The following is a 23442-nucleotide window of genomic DNA, read 5'->3' as shown; positions in this document are numbered from 1 at the left end:
ACCTCCTTTTTAATTTTCTGAGTCAGGAGAAGAAGATTTTGCTTTGTCGACAATGTCCTGTAACTCTTTCAAAAACACGCTCATATCTTTAAATTGTCGATAAACACTGGCAAAGCGGATGTAGGCAATTTCATCTAGATTGACTAAATCCTCCATCACATATTCACCGATAAGCGTGGTAGAGACTTCGTTTTCCCCTAAACTACGCACTCGATTTTCAACATTATCGACAATTTGAACCATTTGTTCCATAGCAACGGGTCTTTTTTCCGCAGAGCGAATAAGCCCACGCAAAATTTTATCACGATTAAATTCTTCACGATCCCCATTTTTCTTGATCACAAGTAATGGCGCTGCTTCAATTCTTTCAAATGTAGTGAACCGATAACTGCAATTTTCACATTCACGACGACGGCGAATTGCACGTCCATCATCTGCTTGACGGCTATCAATAACACGGGAATTATTATGATGACATCTTGGACAACGCATAACGTTCACCTCTTCTATTCTGTATAATTTTTGTTGCCTATATTATAACATGAAATTGCGCTATTACTAGGGCTTTAGAACTGGTTCTTAGTTGAATCTTTGCCATTCTTTAATAAAAACAAAGACTTTCGCTATTTTTTCTGAAATTTTCAAAAAATTTTACGTCATTTAAAAAGTATTCACTTCTTTTCAGCTTGTTTCTCTAGCCACTTCTTCACTTGTTGTTCCGTTTCTTCTCTAGTTCCTTGATTATCAAATACGATATCTGCTCGTTCTTTTTTCGTTTCAATCGGCCATTGACTAGCAATTCGTTGTTGTGCTTCTTCTTCTGTTAAATGGTTTCGGGCCATCAGACGCTCTTTTTGAATCTTTTCAGGTACATACACCACAGCGACTTGATCCATAATCGCCTCATAATGGGCTTCATAAAGCAGAGGAATATCAACAATAATAAGGGATGCTGCTTTCTTTTTAGCTTCTTCAATTTGACGTAAAATTTCTTTTCTTAAAAAAGGTTTCAGCGTTTCATTTAACAACTCCCGTTTTTGAGAGCTAGAGAAAATTAATTGTCCTAATTTTTTCCGATCCAATTCACCAGTTGTTAATACTATTTCTGGGCCGAAAGTTTCCACGATTGCGGCTAAAGCTGGTTGCCCTTTTGCAACAATTTCTCGGGCGATAACATCGCCGTCAACAATTGGATAACCCGCTTTTTTAAAAAAAGCAACAACCGTACTTTTACCTGTCGCAATCCCTCCTGTAATACCTAAAACTTTTGTCATTTCAATCGACGCCCCTTCAATTGTTGACATTGTGGACAATAATGCGTACCACGTTGTGCCACTTTTGTTTTAACAATCGGGGTACCACAACGATTGCAAGGTAAGCCTGTTTGCCCATAGACATTCAACGCTACTTGAAAAGTCCCTGCTTCTCCTAACGCGTTTAGATAGGTGCGAATGGTGGTTCCACCTGCTTCAACAGCGCGTGCCAAGACATCAATGATTGCTTGATACAACGTAGCAACTTCCTCAGGTTTTAAGGAATCTGCTGGTTGCTCTGGATGGATTTGCGCTTGCCAAAGTGCTTCATCGACATAAATATTCCCCAAGCCAGTCACTAGCTTTTGATCTAACAGCAATGGCTTAATTGCCTTATGATGCTTTTTCAAGCCTTGTTGAAAAGCAGCTAATTGAAAAACGTCTGGTGTTGGCTCTGGGCCCAAAGCTAAAATCCCTTTATATTGATGACCTTGATTCTTAGGAACCAATGTCATACGGCCAAATTTTCGCACATCTAAATAACGTAATTGCGTACCATCTGTAAAAGTAAACATTACATGGGTATGTTTGGCAATGTCATCATCAGCCTGATGAAACTCATATTTTCCTTCCATTCGTAAGTGAGAAATCATATCATTATCAGACAATTTAAAAATCAGAAATTTTCCTCTTCGCTCAATCCCTTCAATCGTTTGGCCAGCTAATTGACCTTGAAACACATCAACTTCTGGTGATTCAATAATTTTTGGCCAAAAAACAATGACTTCTTGAATGGTTTTTCCTACAACAAGTTTTTCAAGTCCTTTTCGCACTGTTTCTACTTCTGGTAATTCTGGCATTATTTTTGCTCCTTTATATAAAGAGGTCTGAACGCTTAGATACCAACGTCCAGATCCTACTTATGCTTATTTTATTCATAGTTCTTAATGGGTAAGCTATTATTTTGCTTCATACCATGTTTTACCCCAACTGCTATCGGTGATAAGTGGCACATGTAAGGAAACCGCGTGCTCCATCACTTCTTTCACGAGTTGATTTAATTGTTCTAATTCTGATTCTGGCACTTCAAAAACTAACTCATCGTGCACTTGTAATAACATTGTCGCTTGTAATTTTTCTTCTTTTAAGCGACGCGCCATTTCAATCATCGCAATTTTTAAAATATCTGCGGCACTTCCCTGAATCGGTGTATTAATCGCTGTACGTTCAGCGAATGAACGTAGATTAAAGTTTCTTGAATTAATATCACTTAAATAACGACGACGATGATACAATGTTTCCACATAGCCTTTGTCTTTGGCATCGCGGACAATCTCTTCCATATACTGTTTCACACCTGGATATTTTTCAAAATAGGTGTCAATATATTGTTGTGCTTGCTTTCTAGTAATGCCTAAGTTTTGGGACAAGCCATAATCACTGATACCATAGACAATTCCAAAATTCACCGCTTTAGCTTGACGACGCATGTTAGGTGTGACCTCTTCTGCTTTTTCGACACCGAAAACTCGCATTGCAGTGCTGGCATGGATATCTTGCCCTTCCACAAACGCTTCTTTTAAATGCTTGTCATTAGAAATATGCGCCAGGACACGTAACTCAATTTGAGAGTAGTCAGAAGAGAAAATCAACCAGTTATCCTCTCTTGGTACGAACGCTTCTCGAATTTTCCGGCCTTCTTCTAGACGGATAGGAATATTTTGTAAATTAGGATCTACTGAGCTTAACCGTCCTGTTTGTGTCAGTGTTTGTACATACCGAGTATGAATTTTATTATCTGGCTGAATTACTTTTAAGAGCCCTTCAACATAGGTCGATTGAATTTTGGCAATTTGACGATAAGTTAAAATATCCGCCACAATTGGTGCTTGTTCTTTTAGTTGTTCTAAAACATCCACCGCTGTTGAATAGCCAGTTTTCGTCTTTTTGATCACAGGTAAGCCCATTTTTTCAAATAAAATAACGCCTAATTGTTTAGGTGAGTTCAAATTAAATTCTTCGCCAGCTTCTGCATAGATTTTTTCTTCGATTTCTTTTAGGCGTTCTGAAAATTCTACTTGCATTTCTTTTAAGCGCGTGGCATCAACACGGATCCCAGTTATTTCCATATCGCCTAAAATACGAGAAAGTGGTAATTCCATTTTATAGAATAAATCAGCTTGATTCTTTTCTGTTAATTCGCTGTCTAATTTGCTTGTTAAAAATTGAATTGCTTTAATCTTACGCGCTAAGTGACCAAAGAAAACTTCTTCGTCTTCTGGCAAGCCTTTTTTGGCCCCTTTTCCATAAATTGCTTCATCAGATTGAATCGCATCATATCCGTAATGTTGTGCTACGCCTTCAATATCAGCGTTATTGTCATTGGTATCAAGTAAATAAGCAGCCAATAAAACATCAAAGGCAATCCCTGTCATTTTTCCTACATAGCGATTTAACGCAACGTAGGTTCGTTTTGCATCGTAGACATTTTTTTTGCGTGTCTCATCCATCAACCAATCGATAAATGGCTGACTTTCAAAAACAGCTAAATTATTTGTGGTATAAATTTTCTTGTCGTTGCCCCAAGCAAGGCCGACAATCGGTGACGTATGATAGTTATCTTCCATCATTTCAACATAAAGAGCCATATCGTCTGTAAACATTTCGTTGGTTAACTGATCTTCAACGACTTCAAATAAAATATCTTCCATTTCAACAGGTTCTTCTGTAATGTCCAACTTAGCTAAAAATTGTTTAAAATCCATTTCTTTATAAAAAGGAACCAATTTTTCTAAATTTTTCCCTTTATATACCAAGTCTTCCACATTGACTTCGACTGGTGCATTGACTTCGATTGTCGCTAAACGTTTAGAAAGAAAGGCTTGCTCCTTATCATTAATCAGGTTTTCTTTCATTTTGCTTTTTTTCATTTCATCGATATTTTCATAAACCCCTTCAACTGAGCCATATTGTTTTAACAGCTTAATTGCAGTTTTCTCACCAATTTTCGTTACACCTGGAATATTATCCGACGTGTCGCCAGCCAACCCTTTCATATCAATAATTTGATTAGGTGTTAACCCATCATATTTTTCAGCAATATGCTCAGGCGTATATGATTCAATATCGCTAACTCCTTTAACAGTGATATCTACTTTGACAGTGTCCGTCGCTAATTGTGTCAAATCTCGGTCTCCTGATAACACAACAACATCAAATTCATCTTTATCAACTTTGTTGGCTAATGTACCAATAATATCATCCGCTTCATAGTTAGGCAGTTCATAATATTTTACACCTAAACCTTCTAAAAGTTCACGAATATACGGCATTTGTTCTTTAAATTCGCCCGGTGTTTTTGAGCGTCCGGCTTTATATTCTGAATAAAATTCTGTTCTGAATGTGGTTTTCCCTGCATCAAAAGCGACTAAAACATGAGTAGGCATTTCTTTTTGCATTACATTTTCAAACATATTGTTAAATGCATAAATGGCATTTGTATGCAAGCCGTTCTTATTTTTGAATCGTTCTAATGAGTTATGTAGCGCAAAAAATGCACGAAAGGCTACACTGTTTCCATCAACGAGTAATAATTTTTTTTTGGTCATTTTTTTCCCCTCATCTTTAGCAAACTAGTTTCCTTTCTATTTTAACAAAAAACTACAGAATTTGCAGTAGACGGCGATTGCCGAATGAAAGAAAAAGGTATTTGACATAGTTCTTTAATGATGACTATATCAAATACCAAAATCAAGCAGCAATACACGCTGTATCTTCAAAAATATGAGAATATTTTACGGCAAAACATTTCCCGCTGCACGATAAATGTCGTACCAATCTTCGCGACTAATCACGATATCTGCTGCTTTAGCAATTTCTTCAATTCTACCAAGATTCATACTTCCTGCGATGACTTGCATATTAGCAGGATGGCGCAGAATCCAGCTGCAGGCTAAACCAGTTGGCGTCGTTTGATATTTTTCAGCCAGCTCGGTTAATTTTTGATTTAACTCAGGGAATTTTTCATTTCCAATAAAGACACCTTCAAAATATCCATATTGATAAGGTGACCATGCTTGAATAGTCATTTGTTTCAAACGTGAATAATCTAAAATGCCATGATCATAATCAATGCTTCCTGATGTTTCCATATTTGTTTGTAATCCTTGATCCACCATGCCAGTATGCTTGATGCCAAATTGTAATTGATTGGCTAATAATGGTTGTTTAACAGCTGTTTTTAAAAGTTCAATTTGTCCTGGCGTTTGGTTACTTACACCAAAATAGCGAACTTTCCCTTGTTTTTCTAATAAATGAAAAGCTTCAGCTACTTCTTCTGGTTCCACTAAAGTATCTGGACGATGCAACAATAATGCATCGACTGAATCTATACCTAAACGCTGTAAACTCCCTTCGACCGCTTCTAAAATATGTTCTTTTGAAAAGTCAAAAAAGCCTTGACGAATCCCACATTTCGTTTGTATAAAAATATCTTCACGACGAATGGAACTTTCTTTTAAGGCCTTACCAAAAATTGTTTCGCAGTCGCCGCCACCATAAATGTCGGCATGATCAAAGAATGTAATGCCATGATCATAAGCAGCTTCAATTACCTGTTGAGGATTTCCAGCACCATTTAAGCGCATACATCCTAAGATAACCGAAGAAACTGTTTCGTCACTTGTACCAAATTGCAGTTGTTTCATTTTAATATCCTCCTCATCCATTCCTCTTACTTCTTCATTTTAACACTATTTAGACAAAATTGGACTTCTTACGATAGATTCGCTTCAACTTTTTCAAAAAAAGCAGGCGATAATTCTTCTGGCAAATAAACAATTGTCTCTGGAGAAAGTGATACGTTCATCTGAAACAAATGATTGACAATTACTAGATGTGCTTGGTGAAGTTGATACGTTGGTTTTCCATAAATAATTGTAATATTCTTTTTTTCACTGAAATAGTTTTTTAAAGATTGCCCCAGCGCTTCTTCCTTTTCTGGAGGAAAGTCTGTCAATAAACAAATAATATATTTTTTTTCATATAAAATGGGGTTAAATAAATCCAGGATGTGATAAAAATAGCAATTCGTCAATTCCCTTTCTTTTACTGAAGCAAAGACTGGATACAGGCGTTTTAAAAGCCTAATAAGTTTCTGTAATCTGTGCCAGGTTTGCTGATAACGTACAGCAAGTTTTTGTTCCTGTTTATGAGCTGGAAATCTCGCTTGGCCGTCTAATAAACTATTCATATGCGTACTTAAAAATCGACACAAATGAATTTCTTGATAATTAAACTGATGTTGTGTAAAACTTTTCCTAATTTCTTTCATGATAAAAATAGCTGTTTTTAAGCATAAACTTTCAATTTTCATTTGCTCATGAATAAAATATTTTCGTGCTCTCTTGCCAAAGCAACCACCAAAATGCGCTTCAAGAATCACAAATAACGCTTTTTGTTCTTTGAGAGACATAAAAGAAGTGCTTAATACTTCGACACGAAATAAATAAAAAAAGGGACTTGTTTGTTGAAATATACTAGCATTTGGCACTGAAATTTCATGACCGCCTCGGTACCGTTTCTCCCAAATATAAATTAGCCAACTAAGATGATTCTGTTGCGCCACATTTAAATCCAACTCAAAAAAGGTAATGATTTTCCGAGTCATTTCTTTGTTTTCTTCCAGACAACTTTCTTGAAAAAACAAATAAAAATAAAGGGTTAGCTGTCGAATTTGCCATTCATTGCCAGTTAAATCATAATGTTTTTGACGCACAACAATATCAAAATTAACTAGCCAACGTCGTATATTAGACAGTTTCTTCCGAATAGTTGATTCCTGTAAACCTAATCTCTGGGTCAATTGGGCATAATTGATTCGCTCTTCAATTAGACAACGCAAAATATAAAATTCGGGAATAAAATAACAAAATTTTTGTCTAAAGCGAGCTAGCCCACAAGCGCATAATTCACGATATTTTACAATTCCTTTAGTTGTTGTATAAATCTTACAAAGCCGTTCTATCTTAAACCCCTCCTGCTTTTTTTCAAAACGTTGAATGTAACAATGGATCGTTTTGTCGCTCACCTTTAGTTTTTCTGCAGCCATCAAAACAGAAAATGTCTGCTCTTGTTGCAGTAAATCCAACAATTCCAACATATTTTTATGTTCAAAAGACAATAATTCCTTGAAATCCATATATCGTCCCCTTTCATTCCCTTGTTATAAGGATACGTCAAATAAGGCAAAAATTTTTTTTAAAAGAAAAAAATAGAGAACAAAAAGTATTGATTACTTTCCATTCTCTACAATTATATCGAATTATTTTTTTGAAATATGCAGTGTCATAGCGTTTGCTGCTACAATAATTGTGCTTAACGACATCAATACAGCACCTACAGCTGGATTTAAAACAATCCCAATTGGTGCAAGGACCCCAGCCGCTAAAGGAATAGCGACAATATTGTACCCGGCTCCCCACCAAAGATTTTGAATCATTTTGCGTCGTGTTTGTTTGGCTAAATCTAAGAACCTTAAAATATCTTTAGGATCACTATCTGTCAGTACCACATCTGCCGAATCAATGGCTACATCGGTACCAGCGCCTATCGCAATTCCGATTGAAGCACGGGCTAAACTTGGTGCATCATTAATACCGTCCCCTACCATCATGACCTGATGCCCCTCAGTAAGGTACTGTTGTACAATTTTTTCTTTGTCTTCTGGCAAGAGCTCTGCGTAGTATTCCTTCATTCCTAAATAATTAGCAACTGCACTGGCGGCTGTTTGATTATCCCCTGTTAACATGACTGGCGTAATTCCTTGCGCTTGTAACTCTGCAATAAATGTTTTAGCTTCTGGTTTGACTTTATCTCCTAAAGCTAGCAGTGCGACTAGTTGACCAGCGATGATTAAATAACTCAAGGTATTTCCTTGCTCTTGATAGTTTGTTTTAATTGTTTCATCGAAGGTTAACTGTAACCGTGCGACTTCTTTTTCATTGACTATTTTGACTTCTTGGTTTTGAACAGTAGCAACCAATCCCACGCCTGATAAAGCTTGCAGATTATGGGCTTCATAAGGTTGAACGGCTTGTTTATTTAAATAGTTCATAATCCCAATTGCCAACGGATGGTTTGCGTTTTTTTCTAATGCTCCAATATATTTAAGTGCTTCTTCTCTAGTGAATTGCTTACTCATTAATTCTAAGCCAGTAACTGTAAATTGTCCTTCTGTTAAAGTACCAGTTTTATCCAGCAACACATATTCAACCTTATTGGCTTGTTCTAATGCGTTCCGATTTTTTAAAAGTAAGCCATTTTTAGCAGCAATGGAGGTACTTCTAGCAATCACTAATGGAATTGCTAAGCCTAATGCATGGGGACAGGCAATAATAAAAACTGTAACCATTCGTTCAAATGCTAGCGACAAATCTTTCGTTGCCATTAACCAACCGATAAATGCTAACACACCTACGAATAAGGCAATATAGAATAACCACTTCGCGACACGGTCCGAAATTGATTCTAGTTTTGATTTTTCCGATTGCGCTTGTTTAACCATCTCCATAACTTTTGATAGGTAACTATTTTCACCCGTGCCAGTTACTGAAATTTCAATCATTCCGTTGCCATTGACAGCTCCACCAATCACGGAGTCGCCACTGTTTTTTTCTACTGTTTTTGATTCCCCTGTAACCATCGATTCGTCGACTGTTGTGCTTCCTTTCAAAATTTTACCGTCTGTCGGAATTTTATCTCCCGAACGAACAATCAACCGATCGCCTTCTTGAACATCTTGCAAAGGAATTTCTTCTTCCCCATGTTCACTCATTCGCTTGACTGTGTCAGGTAACAGTTCAGCCATTTTTTTCAAGGCATCACCAGCATTAGAAATAGCATTCATTTCAATCCAATGGCCTAAAAGCATAATAACAATCAGAGTGGCTAATTCCCAGAAAAAGTCCATCACGTGGGCCTGATTCGTAAAATGGTTCATGTAAAATGCATATAAGCTATAAAAATATGATACCGAAATCCCCATCGCAATTAACGTCATCATTGCTGGGCTCTTTTGCTGTAATTCCATTTTAGCGCCACTTAAAAATGGTTGTCCACCATAAAAAAATAGCACAGTTGCTAAAATTAAAACCAACCAATCAGACCCTGGAAAAGTAAATTGAAAAGGTAATTGAAAACCCATCATCGGTGAAAGAACAATAATCGGAATAGCTAAAATCAATGACAGCCAGAATTTTTGTTTAAAATTCCCCATATGCATTGAATGGTCCATTCCCTTCATTCCTTCATGTTGGTGTGACATAGCCATTTGTTCATGCGCCATGTCATGATTCATGTGATTCATTTTATTGTGGGATATTGTTGGCTGTTTTTCCTGATGTTGTTCATGATTATGTTTTGCTGACATATGATCCCTTCTCTTCTTAAGTATTTTCATCTTAAGCATAGCACAAGATGAAAATTGTTAGAAATAATTACTTTTTTTAGTTTAGAAAAAAAAGGAGCCGAATTTTGCGTATGTATATTTTAAGAACACCTTATCCTCATATTTCTCACAAAAGGAGTATTTCAATGAAAATTACTACAAAGCAAGTCGGGGCACGCATGCGTGAAGCTCGAAAAAAGAAAAAGTACACTTTACGTTATTTAGCTAATAAAATTGGTTTATCTAGTGGAAGTACAATTAGTAACTGGGAACTAGGGTTGAATTTACCCAATAAACGATACTTAAAAAAAATCGCTAAAGCCTGCGATACAACAGTAGATTGGCTACTTTATGGTGATTTTGATCGATTTGTGCGCCAGCTTTTGAAAGAAAATTTTCAAAATAAACAACTGCTAAAACCACCTTTTTTTACTCAGTTGATGGTACGTTTATCTGAAGAACAGCTATCCTATCACGATTCATTAAAAATTATGATTCACGCGCAAAAGTTACAGCAGTCCTTTTATGCTTTTCCGCTAACAGCAGAATCCCCCTCTCATTCCAAAGAGAGTATTTCTATTTATGAACCAACAACTGCAGAAGAACAGTCTGACCAATCTTATTATCATCCGTTTATTTTGTCGGAACTACATGAATTATTTACACATTCTCAAAATCCAGAATTGGATTATTCTCTGATTATCGCTTTTCTTCCTTTGTTAAAAGTAGATCAATTAAATGAGCCACAAAAAGAAATCTTGCTGGCCATCTTTAAGCGGATGAATTCCTTTAAAGACCAAACACTTTTAAATGAATTCTTTGTGGAATTACAGTATTTACTCTGATTCTACAAAAAAGATTGAGCCATGTATCTCAAGGACCTAGGCTCAATCTTTTAGTTAAATTTCTTCTATTTATGAACGATTCTTTCGTTCGACTAAGTGCGTTTTCCGTTGTGGGCCAATGATTAAAGGAACGGATTCATATTTGACTTCACTGTATTCCAAGCCAAACCAGCTTTCAGGAGAAGTAGTTAAATTTTTGATAGCTAATTTTGCCTGCATAATTTGTCGATCCCATTTTTTTAGTTCAGAAACGTTAGATAATTCTTCTTGAATTAATACAAATTGGAAATCGCCAACTTCTCTTCCTGGCGTTAATGAATAACGTTGTGGCTGTTTTGGCAAGCGGCCTGTTTTCATCAAGTCATGAACAATTTGTCTTAAATATACATTCACTTCTTGAGAAATATGGAAGCCTAAATATAGCTGAACTTGCACAATAAAATCAGTTCCTAACATGTCAACAGAATATTCCTGAGTAAAAGGTTCATCTGTTACCTGAACATTAACAAACCAATAAACATTCGCTCGTTTTGGTTGTTTGTCCAAAATCGAATAAATAATATTACGATTAATTTCACCGTCCACTCGATCGGAAGTTAAAAAGACCACATTGGTTTGATACATTGGTACAGATGTATCTTCTTTCAAAGCCTTAAGTTGCGGTACATATTTTTCCAACGGTACTTGTTCCGCTGTTGCTTCCTTAATCTCGTTACCACGTTCCCAAATAATCATGATACACAACAAGAAGACTGCCATTCCCACAGCAACATATCCGCCATGGAAAAACTTCGCAGCGCTTGAAAAGAAAAAGACAACTTCAATGGCAGCAAAGAACAAGGAAATTAGATACGCAGACCACGCTGGAATTTTATCCAAAAGATAAAACAACAATAAAATGGTTGTCATTAACATCGTAATCGTAATCGATAGACCATACGCAGCTTCCATGTGTGTCGATGTTCTAAAAGCCAGCACGATTGCTGAACAAGCTAACCACAAAATTAAATTTACCGCTGGAATATACATTTGGCCGATATTGCTCCCAGGATAAATAATTTTAAGTCTTGGTAATAACTTCAATTTAATCGCTTCAGAAACTAAGGTATACGAACCTGATATTAATGCTTGCGAAGCAATCACTGCGGCGATTGTTGCAAACACAACGCCAAATACGAGAACGCCTCGTGGAATCATTTGGAAAAACGGATTAATTTCAGCTAATGCCTGCATTTCAGGGTTTTCTTTGACCGTTAATAGCCATGCAGCTTGCCCTAAATAATTAAGAATCAAACAAATCTTAATATACGGCCAACTAATGCGGATATTCATTTTTCCTACATGCCCTAAATCAGAATATAAAGCTTCAGCACCAGTTGTAGCCAAGAAAATATTCCCTAAAATAAATAGACCTAATTTATTTTCTGGACTGACTAGTAATTGCAAAGCATAATATGGATTTAATGCACGAATAACCGTCCAATCTTGGCTAAAATTCATTAAACCAATGATGCCTAAAAAAGTAAACCACAAGAACATAATCGGCCCAAAAGCTTTCCCGACCAATTCTGTTCCGAATCGCTGAACAGAAAAAAGAATTAAAATAATCGTTAACGTAATAACCACAATAATCGTTTGGTCATTGCCAAAACGTTCAAAAAATGCTGGAATCCCCCGCAAGCCTTCAATCGCTGTCGTCACTGTCACAGCTGGTGTCAAAACACCATCAGCCAGTAAAGCGGCTCCACCAATCATTGCGGGAATAATCAAATACTTACCTTTTTTACGGACCAATGTATAAAGAGAGAAAATCCCACCTTCTCCATGGTTATCAGCATTTAAAGCAATAACAACATATTTAATCGTGGTTAAGATCGTCAACGTCCAAAAAATTAATGAGACCGAACCTAGAATAAACGATTCAGAGACTCGTGCTAAGCCACCATTATCTCCTACAATGGCTTTCATTACATATAAAGGGCTCGTTCCAATATCTCCATAGACAACGCCCATGGCAACTAAGATTCCTGCCATCGTAAATTTTCGACGATCAAACCCCTCTGTTTTGTGTAACACAATACTTTCCTCCTACAAAAGAAATGACTTCGTTTAGTTTAACCAACAGCTCCACAAAAAAACTTTTAAAACTCTTTATTATATAACGTTTTATATATCTTTTTCCTTAGTCAAAAAGCGCTTTTTGACTAACGATGCTACTCACTATAATACGTTTTAAATCGTTTAGCAAGTCTTTTTATTAGAGAATGTTCATCTTAGATAAGAAACCCACCTATTTTAAAAAAAAATCAAAAATAAGAGCGTGGGACAAAAATCACTTTGGATTTTTGCTCCACGCTCAAAAACTGATAAACGGCGGGAACAGAAGCAACTCCTTCGGAAATAAGCCGGAATTCTCCAAAAATTAAAGAACAATTTTCGGAAATTCCTTCTTATTTCTCGGAGTTAAACGCTTCTGTCCCGACCTCTTGCTAACTATTAAGATAATTCCCTGAATAAAAGTAGCTCCTTTTATTCCTGTTAAATTTAAATCACTTCTTCTTCCTCTTCGACTTCAGAGAAATGGAACTTAATCATTTCATTGACGAAAATTGGCACAAAGGATAGGAAGATTGCCAACATCCAATGATTTAAACTAATATGCACTAAACCAAATAGTTCTTGTGTGAATGGTAATAAAGCAATGGTTGTGGTAATTAGTAATGCTAAAACAACCATTTCAAAGAGCGACTTGTTGCTTGATAATTTTACACGGAAAATAGAGTTCGCACTACGAACATTAAAGACATGTAAGATTGAAGAATAAGCTAAGATTAAAAACGCCACTGTTTGTCCAACTTCATAGCTGTTTGAAACATATGCTGAAACACCTGGTACAAAAGCACCTAGGTAAAAACCAAACAAAGTAATAGCTGTGAAAACTGCTGCATTAATCCCAATCTTTTGCCATAAGCCTCGTGCAAAAATCCCTTCGTTTTTAGGGATTGGTGCCTCATCCATAATTCCTTTTTCCGCTGGTTCTTTTCCTAATGCAAAACCAGGTAGCCCATCTGCGACCACGTTAACAAACAACAGTTGAACCGCAGTAAATGGCGCGCCCCAACCGAGTAACATGGCAATTAGAACAATAAAAATCTCAGAAATGTTACAGCTTAACAAGAAGTTAATGGCTTTACGAATATTTCGGTACACGGCACGTCCTTGCGCCACGGCATCAACAATAGTTGCAAAGTTATCGTCCGTCAAAATCATATCTGAGGCGCCTTGGGCCACATCTGTTCCAGTAATACCCATTGCGCAACCGACATCACTAGCTTTCAAGGCTGGCGCATCATTCACACCATCTCCGGTCATTGCTACAACAGCGCCAGAACGTTGCCATGATTGAACAATTCGAATTTTGTCTTCAGGCGTTACCCGTGCATAAACAGATAAACCTTTGACACGTTTATCTAATTCCTCATCGCTCATTTTTTTCAATTCTGAACCAGATAAGGCTTCACTTTTATCTTTTAAAATCCCTAATTCTTTAGCAATTGCACTGGCCGTTACCACGTGATCACCAGTAATCATCACTGTTTTAATTCCAGCTTTTTTCGCACGAGCAATGGCGCCCTTACTTTCTGGACGCGGTGGATCAATCATGCCAATTAAGCCTAACAAGCGAAGATTTTTTTCTAAAGCCTCCGATGTCATCTCCTTGGGTGGTTCATCATATACGGCATAACCGACAGCAATAACTCGTAACGCTCGTTTTCCGAAACGATCATTAACAATAGCCGCTTGATCGACATCTCCGAAACCAAAACGAGGTAGTAACACATCAAAGGCTCCTTTAGTAATTGAGATGTACTTTTTCCCCCATTGATGGACCGTAGTCATCATTTTTCGTTCTGAATCAAAGGGAATTTCACCAATACGAGGATATTTTTCTTCAAGTTCTTCTTTAGTATGATAATTTTCTTCGACAGCACGAACAATTGCCGCTTCTGTCGGATTCCCTGTAACAGTTAGTTCATCGCCTTCTTTTTCCACAATGACATCTGTACATAAAGCAGCCATTTTCAATACTTCCATGGCTTCATCGGTCATGGCATCTTCCGTATCCGTTACTTCATCACCACGATGCCATACTCGGCGGACGCGCATTTTATTTTGTGTCAGTGTTCCTGTCTTATCAGAACAGATAACATTCGCAGTTCCTAGCGTTTCTACTGCTGGCAATCGACGAATAATCGCATGTTTCTTAGCCATTTTTTGAACACCATATGCTAAGGTTAACGTTACAATCACGGTTAGTGTTTCTGGTACAGCTGCCACCGCTAAGGAAACGGCTGTCATAAACATTTCAAGAAGCGGTTCTCCTTGCAGTTCACCAATAATGAAAACAATTGCCGCAGCCCCTAAAGCTAACAAACTAATACGTTTGCCTAATTGATTCAAGCGTTTTTGTAGTGGTGTTTTTTGCTGATCGCTGTTATTCAGTAACCCAGCAATTTTACCCATTTCCGTATTCATTCCTGTTGCAGTTACTACTGCTCGTCCGCGGCCATTCACAACGGTACAGCCTTTGAAAATCATATTTATTTGATCTCCTAAGCCATCATCGTCATGCCCCACGTATGTAGGATCTTTTTCAACAGGTTCACTTTCACCTGTTAGTGCTGACTCTTCTACGCGCATTTGAGAAGCTTGAATAAGTCGTGCATCGGCTGTAATCATTGAACCGGCTTCAAGAACTAGAACATCTCCTACTACTAGTTCTTCAGCATCGACTTCGATTACCTTGCCATCTCGTAAGACTGCACTACTTTGCTTGTTCATGTCTTGTAAAGCCGCCAGAGATTTTTCAGCATTTCCTTCTTGAACAATGGCTAAAACAGCATTGATAATCACAATTGCAATAATTAAGATTCCTTCAAAATATTCGCCGTGTTCTGTTACGATTGCTGTATAAAACGAAATTGCCGCAGCAACTAATAAAATAATCGTTGTAAAATCAGATAAACTGTGAATAAATTTCTTTAACACAGAATCCTTCTTAGCCTCTTCAAATTGATTGCGGCCATTTTCTTTCAGCCGTTGTTGGGCCTCTTGTTGTGTTAACCCAGTTTCAGTATTGACTGAAACTTCTTTTGTGACAGTATCGACAGATTGCTTGTAAGCTTCCATCCTATTCCCCCTCTAATTTTTTCTTCCTATATAATAGTGTCTCTATTAAATATAACATGATTTTTTTTGAACACGCAACTTTTTTCATCTTTGGCTTAGCGTTCTCTCATATGTCCAGAAAAAACTGGTATTTTCGTTGTTGCTACAGCAATGTTTCTATTTGATTATGGGAATTTTATGAAAAAGGAAACGAATTCACACAAAAAGCAATGGACATTTTTTTCATTTTGTCTGACAAAAAAACAGTTTATTTATATATATTCAACACAAAAATAAGAAAAAAATACAATGTTATTTAGTTCGTATGATTATTTATTTTACATGTTATAAAATAACCAGAAAAATATTATATTTAACCTTATTAATAAGTGTTATCACTTGCAAACGCTTTCAAATAGTGCTATTCTTTAAGTGTAAGGAGGACATGCAAATCAATTGGTTGAAGATTTTCTCAGTAGATAAAAATCGGTAAACTCAAAGTTGTTAGAATTGCAAGATTCACCTGTAAACAATACGTGTAGAGTAATTGTTAGTGATAACTCGTATCGGAAAATAGGGAAAGGTTATAGAAGGATGGAGTTTCTATAAAGCATTTACCCTATCTGTTATCACCTAACGCAAGTTATCCACCATCCAAGCGTCGAAACTGTATGAAAACAAAGTTTTAGTTTCACCACATCACGTTCACCTTTTGCTTTACATGTATCGCGAAATGTAAACACTTATTCAACCAATTGATGTCTTCCCGTTAACAAGGCCGAGCTTAAAATTAAGCTCGGTTTTTCTTTTAGGCAATAAAATATATTTGTATCAAATAATCATATGTGTTATATTCAAGATGCACATTCTATTTTATCTTCTGTTAAAGGAGGGAATGCTATGCGAAAAAAGAAAAAATCTTCGTTTGAAAGTTCAATTCATGTTTATCGTGCTATGGCTCGTATGACCCAGCAAGATTTGGCCAATCGAGTCGGTGTCTCTCGACAAACAATTATTCAACTGGAACGAAACAAGTACAATCCTTCATTACTTCTTGCGCATGACATCGCGAACGTCTTTGGTGTGACCATTGATGATGTGTTCACCTTTAAAGAAACACTGAATGATGATGTAGAACAAGAAGCCTAAACAGTATAAGCTGTACTTAACAAGACAATTTTCCTGATTGTACTTGGAGTTGCCGAGGTACAACTTAGTACCGGCAATACGAAGAAAGCACTTCTTCGTATTGTTGTTTCAATAATTAATCCTTTCTTACATAAAAAAGAACGGCGCAACCGTGGTTGCGCCGTTCTTTTTATTCTAAGATTGTCTACTAAGCACTTTTGTCCTAGTAGCGTTTGGGTTTCTAACTTTATTATTTACAGGGGAAGAAAAAATAAAGCACACCTTTACTGTGATTCCAAAAATCACGTGTTTATCATAATATATTTTTGTTTCAATCCCAAGTATTCTGCTCACAAAGTGTCGCTTATTTAATAAACATCGCATCGCCAAAACTAAAGAAACGATATTTTTCTTCAATTGCATGTTGATAAGCAGCCAATGTTAAGTCTTTTCCTGCAAAGGCACTCACAAGCATCACTAACGTAGATTTTGGTAAATGGAAGTTCGTTGAAAAAGCCTCTACGACTTTAAATTGATACCCTGGTGTGATAAAAATATCAGTCCAGCCACTGTCAGCCTGGATTTCACCATTAAATTTTGTGCCAATTGTTTCCAATGTACGAATAGAGGTTGTTCCAACCGCAACAATCCGACCGCCTGCTTGGCGTACTTCATTTAATTGCTTAGCCGCTTCTTCAGTTAAACGATAGAATTCGCTATGCATATGATGTTCTTCTATATTATCGACACTCACAGGACGGAATGTGCCTAAACCGACGTGTAAAGTTAAATAAACGAGATGAACACCTTTTGCTTTGATCTCTTCTAATAGTTCTTTTGTAAAATGCAAACCCGCTGTTGGCGCTGCAGCTGAGCCATTTTCTTCAGCATAAACTGTTTGATAACGATCTGGGTCATCTAAACGTTCTTTAATATACGGCGGCAGTGGCATTTCTCCTAATGATTCTAAAATTTCTAAGAAAATGCCATCATATTTAAATTCAATGATTCGACCACCATGTTCCAACTCTTCTTTAACCACTGCTTTGAGACGACCATCACCAAATTGAATTTCTGTGCCGACTTTTGCACGTTTCGCAGGTTTAATCAAGGTTTCCCATGTATCGCCTTCTGTATTTGTTAAAAGTAACACTTCCAAATGACCGCCTGTTTCAGGTTTTTCTCCATATAAACGGGCCGGTAGCACCCGTGTATTATTCATGACTAAGGCATCCCCAGGCTGTAATTCATCAAGAATGTCATGAAAATGTTTATCCTCCATGTCCCCTGTTTCTTTATTTACAACTAATAATCGTGAACTAGCGCGATCTTTTAATGGGGTTTGAGCAATTAATTCTTCTGGTAAATCAAAATCAAAATCTTCTGTACTTAGCATTTCCGTCACTCTTTCTACTAGTTTTTATCTTGGTTATTCTAACACTTTTTCTTGTTTCTGGCTATGTCAGCCTTCTGAATCAAACTAAATAGTTGTCAAAAAATGCTAGAAGCACTATACTTACTTTAAGTAAGTGTACATAGTTATTTAGAGGAGGAACAAAAATGCATGCTCAATTTCATCATGTTTCACTATTAGCACGTCATGGTCAAGAAAATCAGTCATTCTATACAAAATTGTTAGGCTTACGTTTTGTCAAAAATACCGTCAATCAAGACAACAATCGCATGCCTCATTATTTTTATGGCGATTATCAAGGAACACCGGGAAGCTTAGTAACTTTTTTTATCGTGCCCTTATTAGGCAACCGCTATGAAGAAAAAAATTATTTAGCCACGATTGGCTTAAAAATTCCCCAAAATAGCCTTTCCTTTTGGGAACAACGTTTAACAGAAAATAAAATCCCATTTAACAAAAAAGAAAAGAGCTTACATTTCAGTGATCCGGATGATACGCATATTATCCTGACAGAAGTTCCTGAAAATCCATTAAAAGAAACACTCGTTGTTTCTAACGAAATTCCAGCAGCGGTTCAAATTATCGGTTTGGCCTCTACTGAATTTCATGTGCCAGATTCTGAAAAAACCTTGGCCTTTTTTGAAACATTTCTTGGTTGGCAGGCAGTTGGCAATACGATTATTCTAAGTGAGACGGAAAGCTTTTCTGTTCATCAAACAACATCGGATAAAACAAGCCGAATGGGGCGCGGCAGTATGGACCATATTGCTTTTTCTGTGGCTGATGATGAAGCATTACAAGAACTACACACTCGCGCTTTAGCACAAGGCTGGGAGATTGAAATGTATGTAAGTCGTGGATATTTTAAAAGTTTATACATTCGTGAACCAGGCGGGAATCGGGTTGAATTTGCTACTTTGGCTCCTGGCTTTACATTGGATGAGCCTCTAGAACATTTAGGGGAAACATTAGCTTTACCGCCTTTTTTAGAACCAAAACGGGCTGCAATTGAAGCCAACCTCTATGAAGACAGGTAACCAACGCTTTAGAAAACAGCGAAAGACGGACGTAATAATCGGTGACAAAATTACGCCCGTCTCTCTTCCCCTATGTTTGAATGTTTGAACAAGAGAATAAAAAAAACGACCTTCAGATTTTTCTGAACGTCATTGCACATTCCATAAAAAGCATCCTTCGTTCTTTCACTTCTTACTTCTTAAAAAAACTGGTAATTTTTTCAAAAATTCAGTAAAATAAAAGTGATCAATGGTTTCCATTGATTGAACGGGCAACTTGATGGTCCACTTGCACAGGTGACTATTCAAGGCTTCGTGATTTAGTTGCCGCTAAATCATGAAGCGCCTTTTTTTATTTTATTCCCTTGTTCTCTTTCTATTCTAATGAAAAATCCAGCTCCCGTCAACTTGCTAAAAAGGACGTTTTTCTTTGTTATAGCGGCTTTTTCCCCTTTTCAGAATACTCTTTTTAACATCTTGTTTCATTCAGACAACTTTTACTAAACAATAGTTGTCTTTTCTTTTTTTATGAACGAAATAAAAAAATTTTACCGCCTTGTTTTTCCCATTAAAAATAGATTACATTTGTCGAAATCGCATTTTTATAGCATACTAGTAATAAGATACATTTTCAAAATATTTAGTTGAGGTGAGTAAGTTGATAGAATTTCAGCATGTATCAAAATTTTATAAAGGCGGAAAAGTCGCCGTTGATGACATTAATTTGTCTTTCAATAAGGGCGAATTTATCTGCTTCATCGGAACAAGTGGTAGTGGAAAAACGACATCAATGCGGATGCTTAACCGCATGACCGACCCTTCGAAAGGAAAAATTTTAATTGATGGCCAAGATATTCAAAAAATCAATCCTGTAGAGCTACGACGCCAAATTGGCTATGTCATTCAAAATATCGGCTTGATGCCTCACATGACCATTCGTGAAAATATCGTTTTAGTGCCTAAATTATTGAAAGTTCCTGTGGAAGAACGCAACAAGATAGCCGAAAAAATGATTGATTTGGTTGAGTTACCACGAGAAATGTTGGACCGCTATCCCAATGAACTTTCTGGTGGGCAACAACAAAGAATCGGTGTCGTGCGGGCTTTAGCTGCCAATCAAGATATTATTCTAATGGATGAACCTTTTGGTGCTTTAGATCCCATCACCCGTGATTCATTACAAGATTTAGTGAAAGATTTGCAAGAACGTTTAGGAAAAACTATTGTCTTTGTTACTCATGATATGGATGAAGCGTTGAAATTAGCGAATAAAATTGCCATTATGAGTGAAGGCAAAGTGATTCAATTTGACACACCAGATAATATTTTACGTCATCCAGCCAATGAATTTGTGGAAGAACTCATCGGAGAAGATCGCCTATTACAAGCCAAACCTGATTTCACCACCGTTGATGAAGTCATGTTAAATTCAGCCATTACTATCACGCCAGAAAAATCCTTACAAGAAGCGATTAAATTGATGCGTGAAAAACGGGTTGATACTTTATTAGTGGTCGATAATTCCCATGTACTTAAAGGTTTTATCGATGTTGAAACATTAGATCAGCAACGTGGCAAAGCTTCTAGTGTCGGTGATATCTTAAATAAAGATGTCTTCTTTGTTCAAAAAACCGCTCTTTTACGTGATGCTTTACAAAGAATCTTAAAACGTGGCTTAAAATATGTGCCAGTTGTTGATGAACAAAAACGCGTGGTGGGCATCTTAACACGTGCTTCCCTTGTTGACATTGTTTATGATGTTATCTGGGGCGATGAAACAACGATTAGTGAAGCTGTAGAAGCAAAACAAAGCGAGTCCGAAACTGATAAAGAGGAGGCGTAAGCAATGAGTAGCTTCTTTCAAGAATATGGATCAGAAATGATTTCAAAAAGTATTGAACATATTTATATTTCATTCTTTGCACTTTTATTAGGGGTCGCTGTCGCTGTGCCCGTTGGCGTTTGGTTAACACGTTTGCCCAAAGTGGCCAATATTGTCATTGGTTTAACAAGTGCCTTACAAACGGTTCCTTCGTTGGCTTTATTAGCTCTGATGATTCCAATTTTTGGTGTCGGCAAAACACCCGCTATTATCGCGCTATTCATCTATTCCCTTCTACCTATTTTAAGAAACACGTATATCGGAATGAAAAATGTCGATGAAAATTATCGAGATGTTGCTAAAGGTATGGGCATGACCAATTTACAATCTATTTTTAGTGTTGAATTACCTATTGCCATGCCAACAATTATGGCCGGCATTCGTTTAGCTGCTGTCTATGTCATTGCTTGGGCTACACTAGCTTCTTATATTGGAGCAGGTGGTCTTGGTGATATGATTTTCAGTGGATTAAATAACTATCAGCCAGAATTAATCTTTGGTGGGACTATTCCAGTAACTATTTTAGCGCTTTTAGCAGATGTTCTTCTTGGATTATTAGAAAATCGTTTAACGCCAAAAGCTTTAAGGGAGGGCGAATAATGATGAAAAAGAAACTCAAGTTAAGCTTACTCTTCTTAAGCAGTTTACTTTTATTGGCAGGTTGTTCTTTACCTGGTCTCGCTTCAACTTCTGATGATAATACTGTTGCTATTACTGGTGGGATTACTTCAGAAGCGCAAATTTTAGGGAGCATTGTAGCGGGCATGGTTGAGCACTACACAGATAAAAAAACAAATGTGATTAACAACTTAGCCACTACTACCATCAATCACCAAGCAATGTTAAACGGAGATGCCTCAATTTCTGCAGCTCGTTATACTGGAACTGACGTGACCACTACGCTTGGCTTACCAGCGGAAAAAGACCCTAAAAAAGCGTTTAACCTAGTTCAATCAGAATTTGAAAAACGTTATCAACAAACTTGGTTCCCTTCATATGGATTTGAAAATACTTATGTATTCTTAGTTACAAAAGAAACGGCTGAGAAATACAACTTAAAAACAGTCAGTGATTTAGGGAAAGTCGCGGACAAATTAGTTGCTGGTGTCGATACTGCGTGGATTACACGTGAAGGCGACGGTTACGAAGGCTTTAAGAAGGAATACAACTTCCAATTTAAATCTATTTTACCAATGCAAATCGGCTTGGTGTACGACGCAGTCAACGCTGGAAAAATGGATGTTATCTTAGGTTACTCAACAGATGGTCGGATTGGTAGTTACGATTTAGTCATGTTAAAAGATGACAAACGCTTCTTCCCGCCTTATGATGCCGCTCCTGTGGTCAGTGACAAATTATTAAAAGAAACGCCGGAAATCAAAGATGTCTTAAATCGCTTAGATGGTAAAATTTCTACTAAAAAAATGCAAGAATTGAACTATCAAGCAGATAACGATTTAATTGAGCCTGCTGTCGTGGCCGAACGTTTCTTAAAAGAAAATAACTATTTTGAGGGGGAGTAACAGATGAATAATATGAATTTATTCCAACAATTTATCTACTATTTCCAACAAAATGGCGACTACGTCTTTCAACAATTTTTACGTCACTTTTTAATTTCGATTTATGGCGTAATCTTTGCTGCAATTGTCGGGATTCCTATCGGGATTATGATTTCACGTAAACGTAGCTTAGCCAACTGGATTATCCGTTTAGCGAACATCATCCAAACAGTGCCAGCTTTGGCAATGCTTTCGATTTTAATGTTGGGGATGGGCTTAGGCGTCAACACAGTTGTTGTGACGGTCTTCCTTTATTCTCTCCTACCAATTATCAAAAATACGTACACTGGTATGATTCAAGTGGATCGCAATATTTTAGATGTTGGTAAAGGAATGGGTATGACAAAAGTACAACTTCTTTATATGGTCGAATTACCTTTATCTGTTTCAGTAATCATGGCTGGTATTCGAAATGCATTAGTCGTCGCAATCGGGATTACTGCGATTGGTGCTTTCGTTGGTGCTGGTGGTTTAGGGGATATTATTATTCGTGGAACCAATGCCACAAACGGCGCTTCTATCATTTTAGTTGGTGCCTTACCAACCGCCTTTATGGCGATTATCACAGATTGGGTGCTAGGGATTATCGAACGTCGTTTAGACCCAGCTAGCAAACACTCGAATTAAAAAAATAAAGAGCAGCTCCAACATTGTTTCTTTTCAATGGGCGCTGCTCTTTTTATCTAGGAGGTAAATTTATCAAAAACAATTACGTCAATAAAAAAAT

The 23442-nt window shown here is 37.0% G+C and carries 17 protein-coding genes; 7 read left to right on the top strand and 10 right to left on the bottom strand.

Going from position 1 to position 23442, the window contains the following annotated elements:
* Window positions 1-9: 9 nt before the first annotated feature.
* From nrdR to IGL49_RS03040, 7 genes are all read right to left on the bottom strand, one after another.
* Entirely contained in the window at window positions 10-492 is a 483-nt protein-coding gene (gene nrdR, locus IGL49_RS03070; RefSeq protein WP_002381296.1) for a transcriptional regulator NrdR, read from the bottom strand.
* A 179-nt stretch (window positions 493-671) separates the two neighbouring features.
* A complete protein-coding gene (gene coaE / locus IGL49_RS03065; protein WP_104854200.1) occupies window positions 672-1274 on the bottom strand; it encodes a dephospho-CoA kinase in 603 nt (200 codons plus the stop codon).
* On the bottom strand, window positions 1271-2113 hold the full coding sequence (gene mutM, locus IGL49_RS03060) for a DNA-formamidopyrimidine glycosylase (RefSeq protein WP_104854201.1): 843 nt from the start codon (window positions 2111-2113) through the stop codon (window positions 1271-1273). Before mutM ends, coaE begins: the two co-directional genes overlap by 4 nt.
* Before the next feature lie 99 nt (window positions 2114-2212).
* Window positions 2213-4861: a DNA polymerase I gene (gene polA / locus IGL49_RS03055; RefSeq protein WP_104854202.1), complete on the bottom strand. Its 2649-nt coding sequence runs from the start codon at window positions 4859-4861 to the stop codon at window positions 2213-2215.
* A gap of 186 nt (window positions 4862-5047) precedes the next feature.
* Window positions 5048-5959 (bottom strand): aldo/keto reductase, encoded by a 912-nt coding sequence (locus IGL49_RS03050; protein ID WP_104854203.1) that lies wholly within the window; start codon window positions 5957-5959, stop codon window positions 5048-5050.
* 68 nt (window positions 5960-6027) lie between these two features.
* Window positions 6028-7452: a helix-turn-helix domain-containing protein gene (locus IGL49_RS03045; protein WP_104854204.1), complete on the bottom strand. Its 1425-nt coding sequence runs from the start codon at window positions 7450-7452 to the stop codon at window positions 6028-6030.
* A 123-nt stretch (window positions 7453-7575) separates the two neighbouring features.
* On the bottom strand, window positions 7576-9720 hold the full coding sequence (locus IGL49_RS03040) for a heavy metal translocating P-type ATPase (protein WP_164982951.1): 2145 nt from the start codon (window positions 9718-9720) through the stop codon (window positions 7576-7578).
* A 125-nt stretch (window positions 9721-9845) separates the two neighbouring features.
* Between IGL49_RS03040 and IGL49_RS03035 the strand changes: the two genes are divergently transcribed.
* Complete coding sequence (locus IGL49_RS03035; protein WP_104854206.1) at window positions 9846-10544, top strand: helix-turn-helix domain-containing protein; 699 nt, start codon at window positions 9846-9848, stop codon at window positions 10542-10544.
* Window positions 10545-10613: 69 nt separating this feature from the next.
* Here the strand turns inward: IGL49_RS03035 and IGL49_RS03030 are convergent, their stop codons facing one another.
* Together IGL49_RS03030 and IGL49_RS03025 are read right to left on the bottom strand one after the other, a co-directional pair.
* Window positions 10614-12620: a KUP/HAK/KT family potassium transporter gene (locus tag IGL49_RS03030; RefSeq protein WP_104854207.1), complete on the bottom strand. Its 2007-nt coding sequence runs from the start codon at window positions 12618-12620 to the stop codon at window positions 10614-10616.
* 468 nt (window positions 12621-13088) lie between these two features.
* Window positions 13089-15734, bottom strand: coding sequence for a calcium-translocating P-type ATPase, PMCA-type (locus tag IGL49_RS03025; RefSeq protein ID WP_104854209.1), 2646 nt, complete (start codon window positions 15732-15734; stop codon window positions 13089-13091).
* Window positions 15735-16556: 822 nt separating this feature from the next.
* Here IGL49_RS03025 and IGL49_RS03020 point away from each other — a divergent pair.
* On the top strand, window positions 16557-16862 hold the full coding sequence (locus IGL49_RS03020) for a helix-turn-helix transcriptional regulator (protein ID WP_174108252.1): 306 nt from the start codon (window positions 16557-16559) through the stop codon (window positions 16860-16862).
* A 343-nt stretch (window positions 16863-17205) separates the two neighbouring features.
* Here the strand turns inward: IGL49_RS03020 and queA are convergent, their stop codons facing one another.
* Window positions 17206-18237: a tRNA preQ1(34) S-adenosylmethionine ribosyltransferase-isomerase QueA gene (gene queA, locus IGL49_RS03015; RefSeq protein ID WP_002355747.1), complete on the bottom strand. Its 1032-nt coding sequence runs from the start codon at window positions 18235-18237 to the stop codon at window positions 17206-17208.
* A gap of 164 nt (window positions 18238-18401) precedes the next feature.
* On the opposite strand from queA, the gene IGL49_RS03010 reads away from it, so the two are divergent.
* The 5 genes from IGL49_RS03010 (at window position 18402) to IGL49_RS02990 (ending at window position 23342) form a co-directional block, all read left to right on the top strand.
* Window positions 18402-19292, top strand: coding sequence for a ring-cleaving dioxygenase (locus IGL49_RS03010; RefSeq protein ID WP_104854211.1), 891 nt, complete (start codon window positions 18402-18404; stop codon window positions 19290-19292).
* A 628-nt stretch (window positions 19293-19920) separates the two neighbouring features.
* Window positions 19921-21114 (top strand): betaine/proline/choline family ABC transporter ATP-binding protein, encoded by a 1194-nt coding sequence (locus IGL49_RS03005; protein ID WP_104807319.1) that lies wholly within the window; start codon window positions 19921-19923, stop codon window positions 21112-21114.
* A gap of 3 nt (window positions 21115-21117) precedes the next feature.
* Window positions 21118-21753: an ABC transporter permease gene (locus IGL49_RS03000; protein ID WP_104854212.1), complete on the top strand. Its 636-nt coding sequence runs from the start codon at window positions 21118-21120 to the stop codon at window positions 21751-21753.
* Between the two features lie 2 nt (window positions 21754-21755).
* Window positions 21756-22676, top strand: a complete 921-nt coding sequence (locus IGL49_RS02995; RefSeq protein ID WP_162782652.1) for an osmoprotectant ABC transporter substrate-binding protein — start codon at window positions 21756-21758, stop codon at window positions 22674-22676.
* 3 nt (window positions 22677-22679) lie between these two features.
* Window positions 22680-23342, top strand: coding sequence for an ABC transporter permease (locus IGL49_RS02990; protein ID WP_104854214.1), 663 nt, complete (start codon window positions 22680-22682; stop codon window positions 23340-23342).
* Window positions 23343-23442 lie beyond the last annotated feature (100 nt).

The organism is Enterococcus sp. DIV1337a (genome assembly GCF_051712285.1).
In the GTDB taxonomy this organism is placed as follows: domain Bacteria; phylum Bacillota; class Bacilli; order Lactobacillales; family Enterococcaceae; genus Enterococcus; species Enterococcus faecalis.
This window is presented reverse-complemented; position numbering and strand designations above follow the sequence as displayed.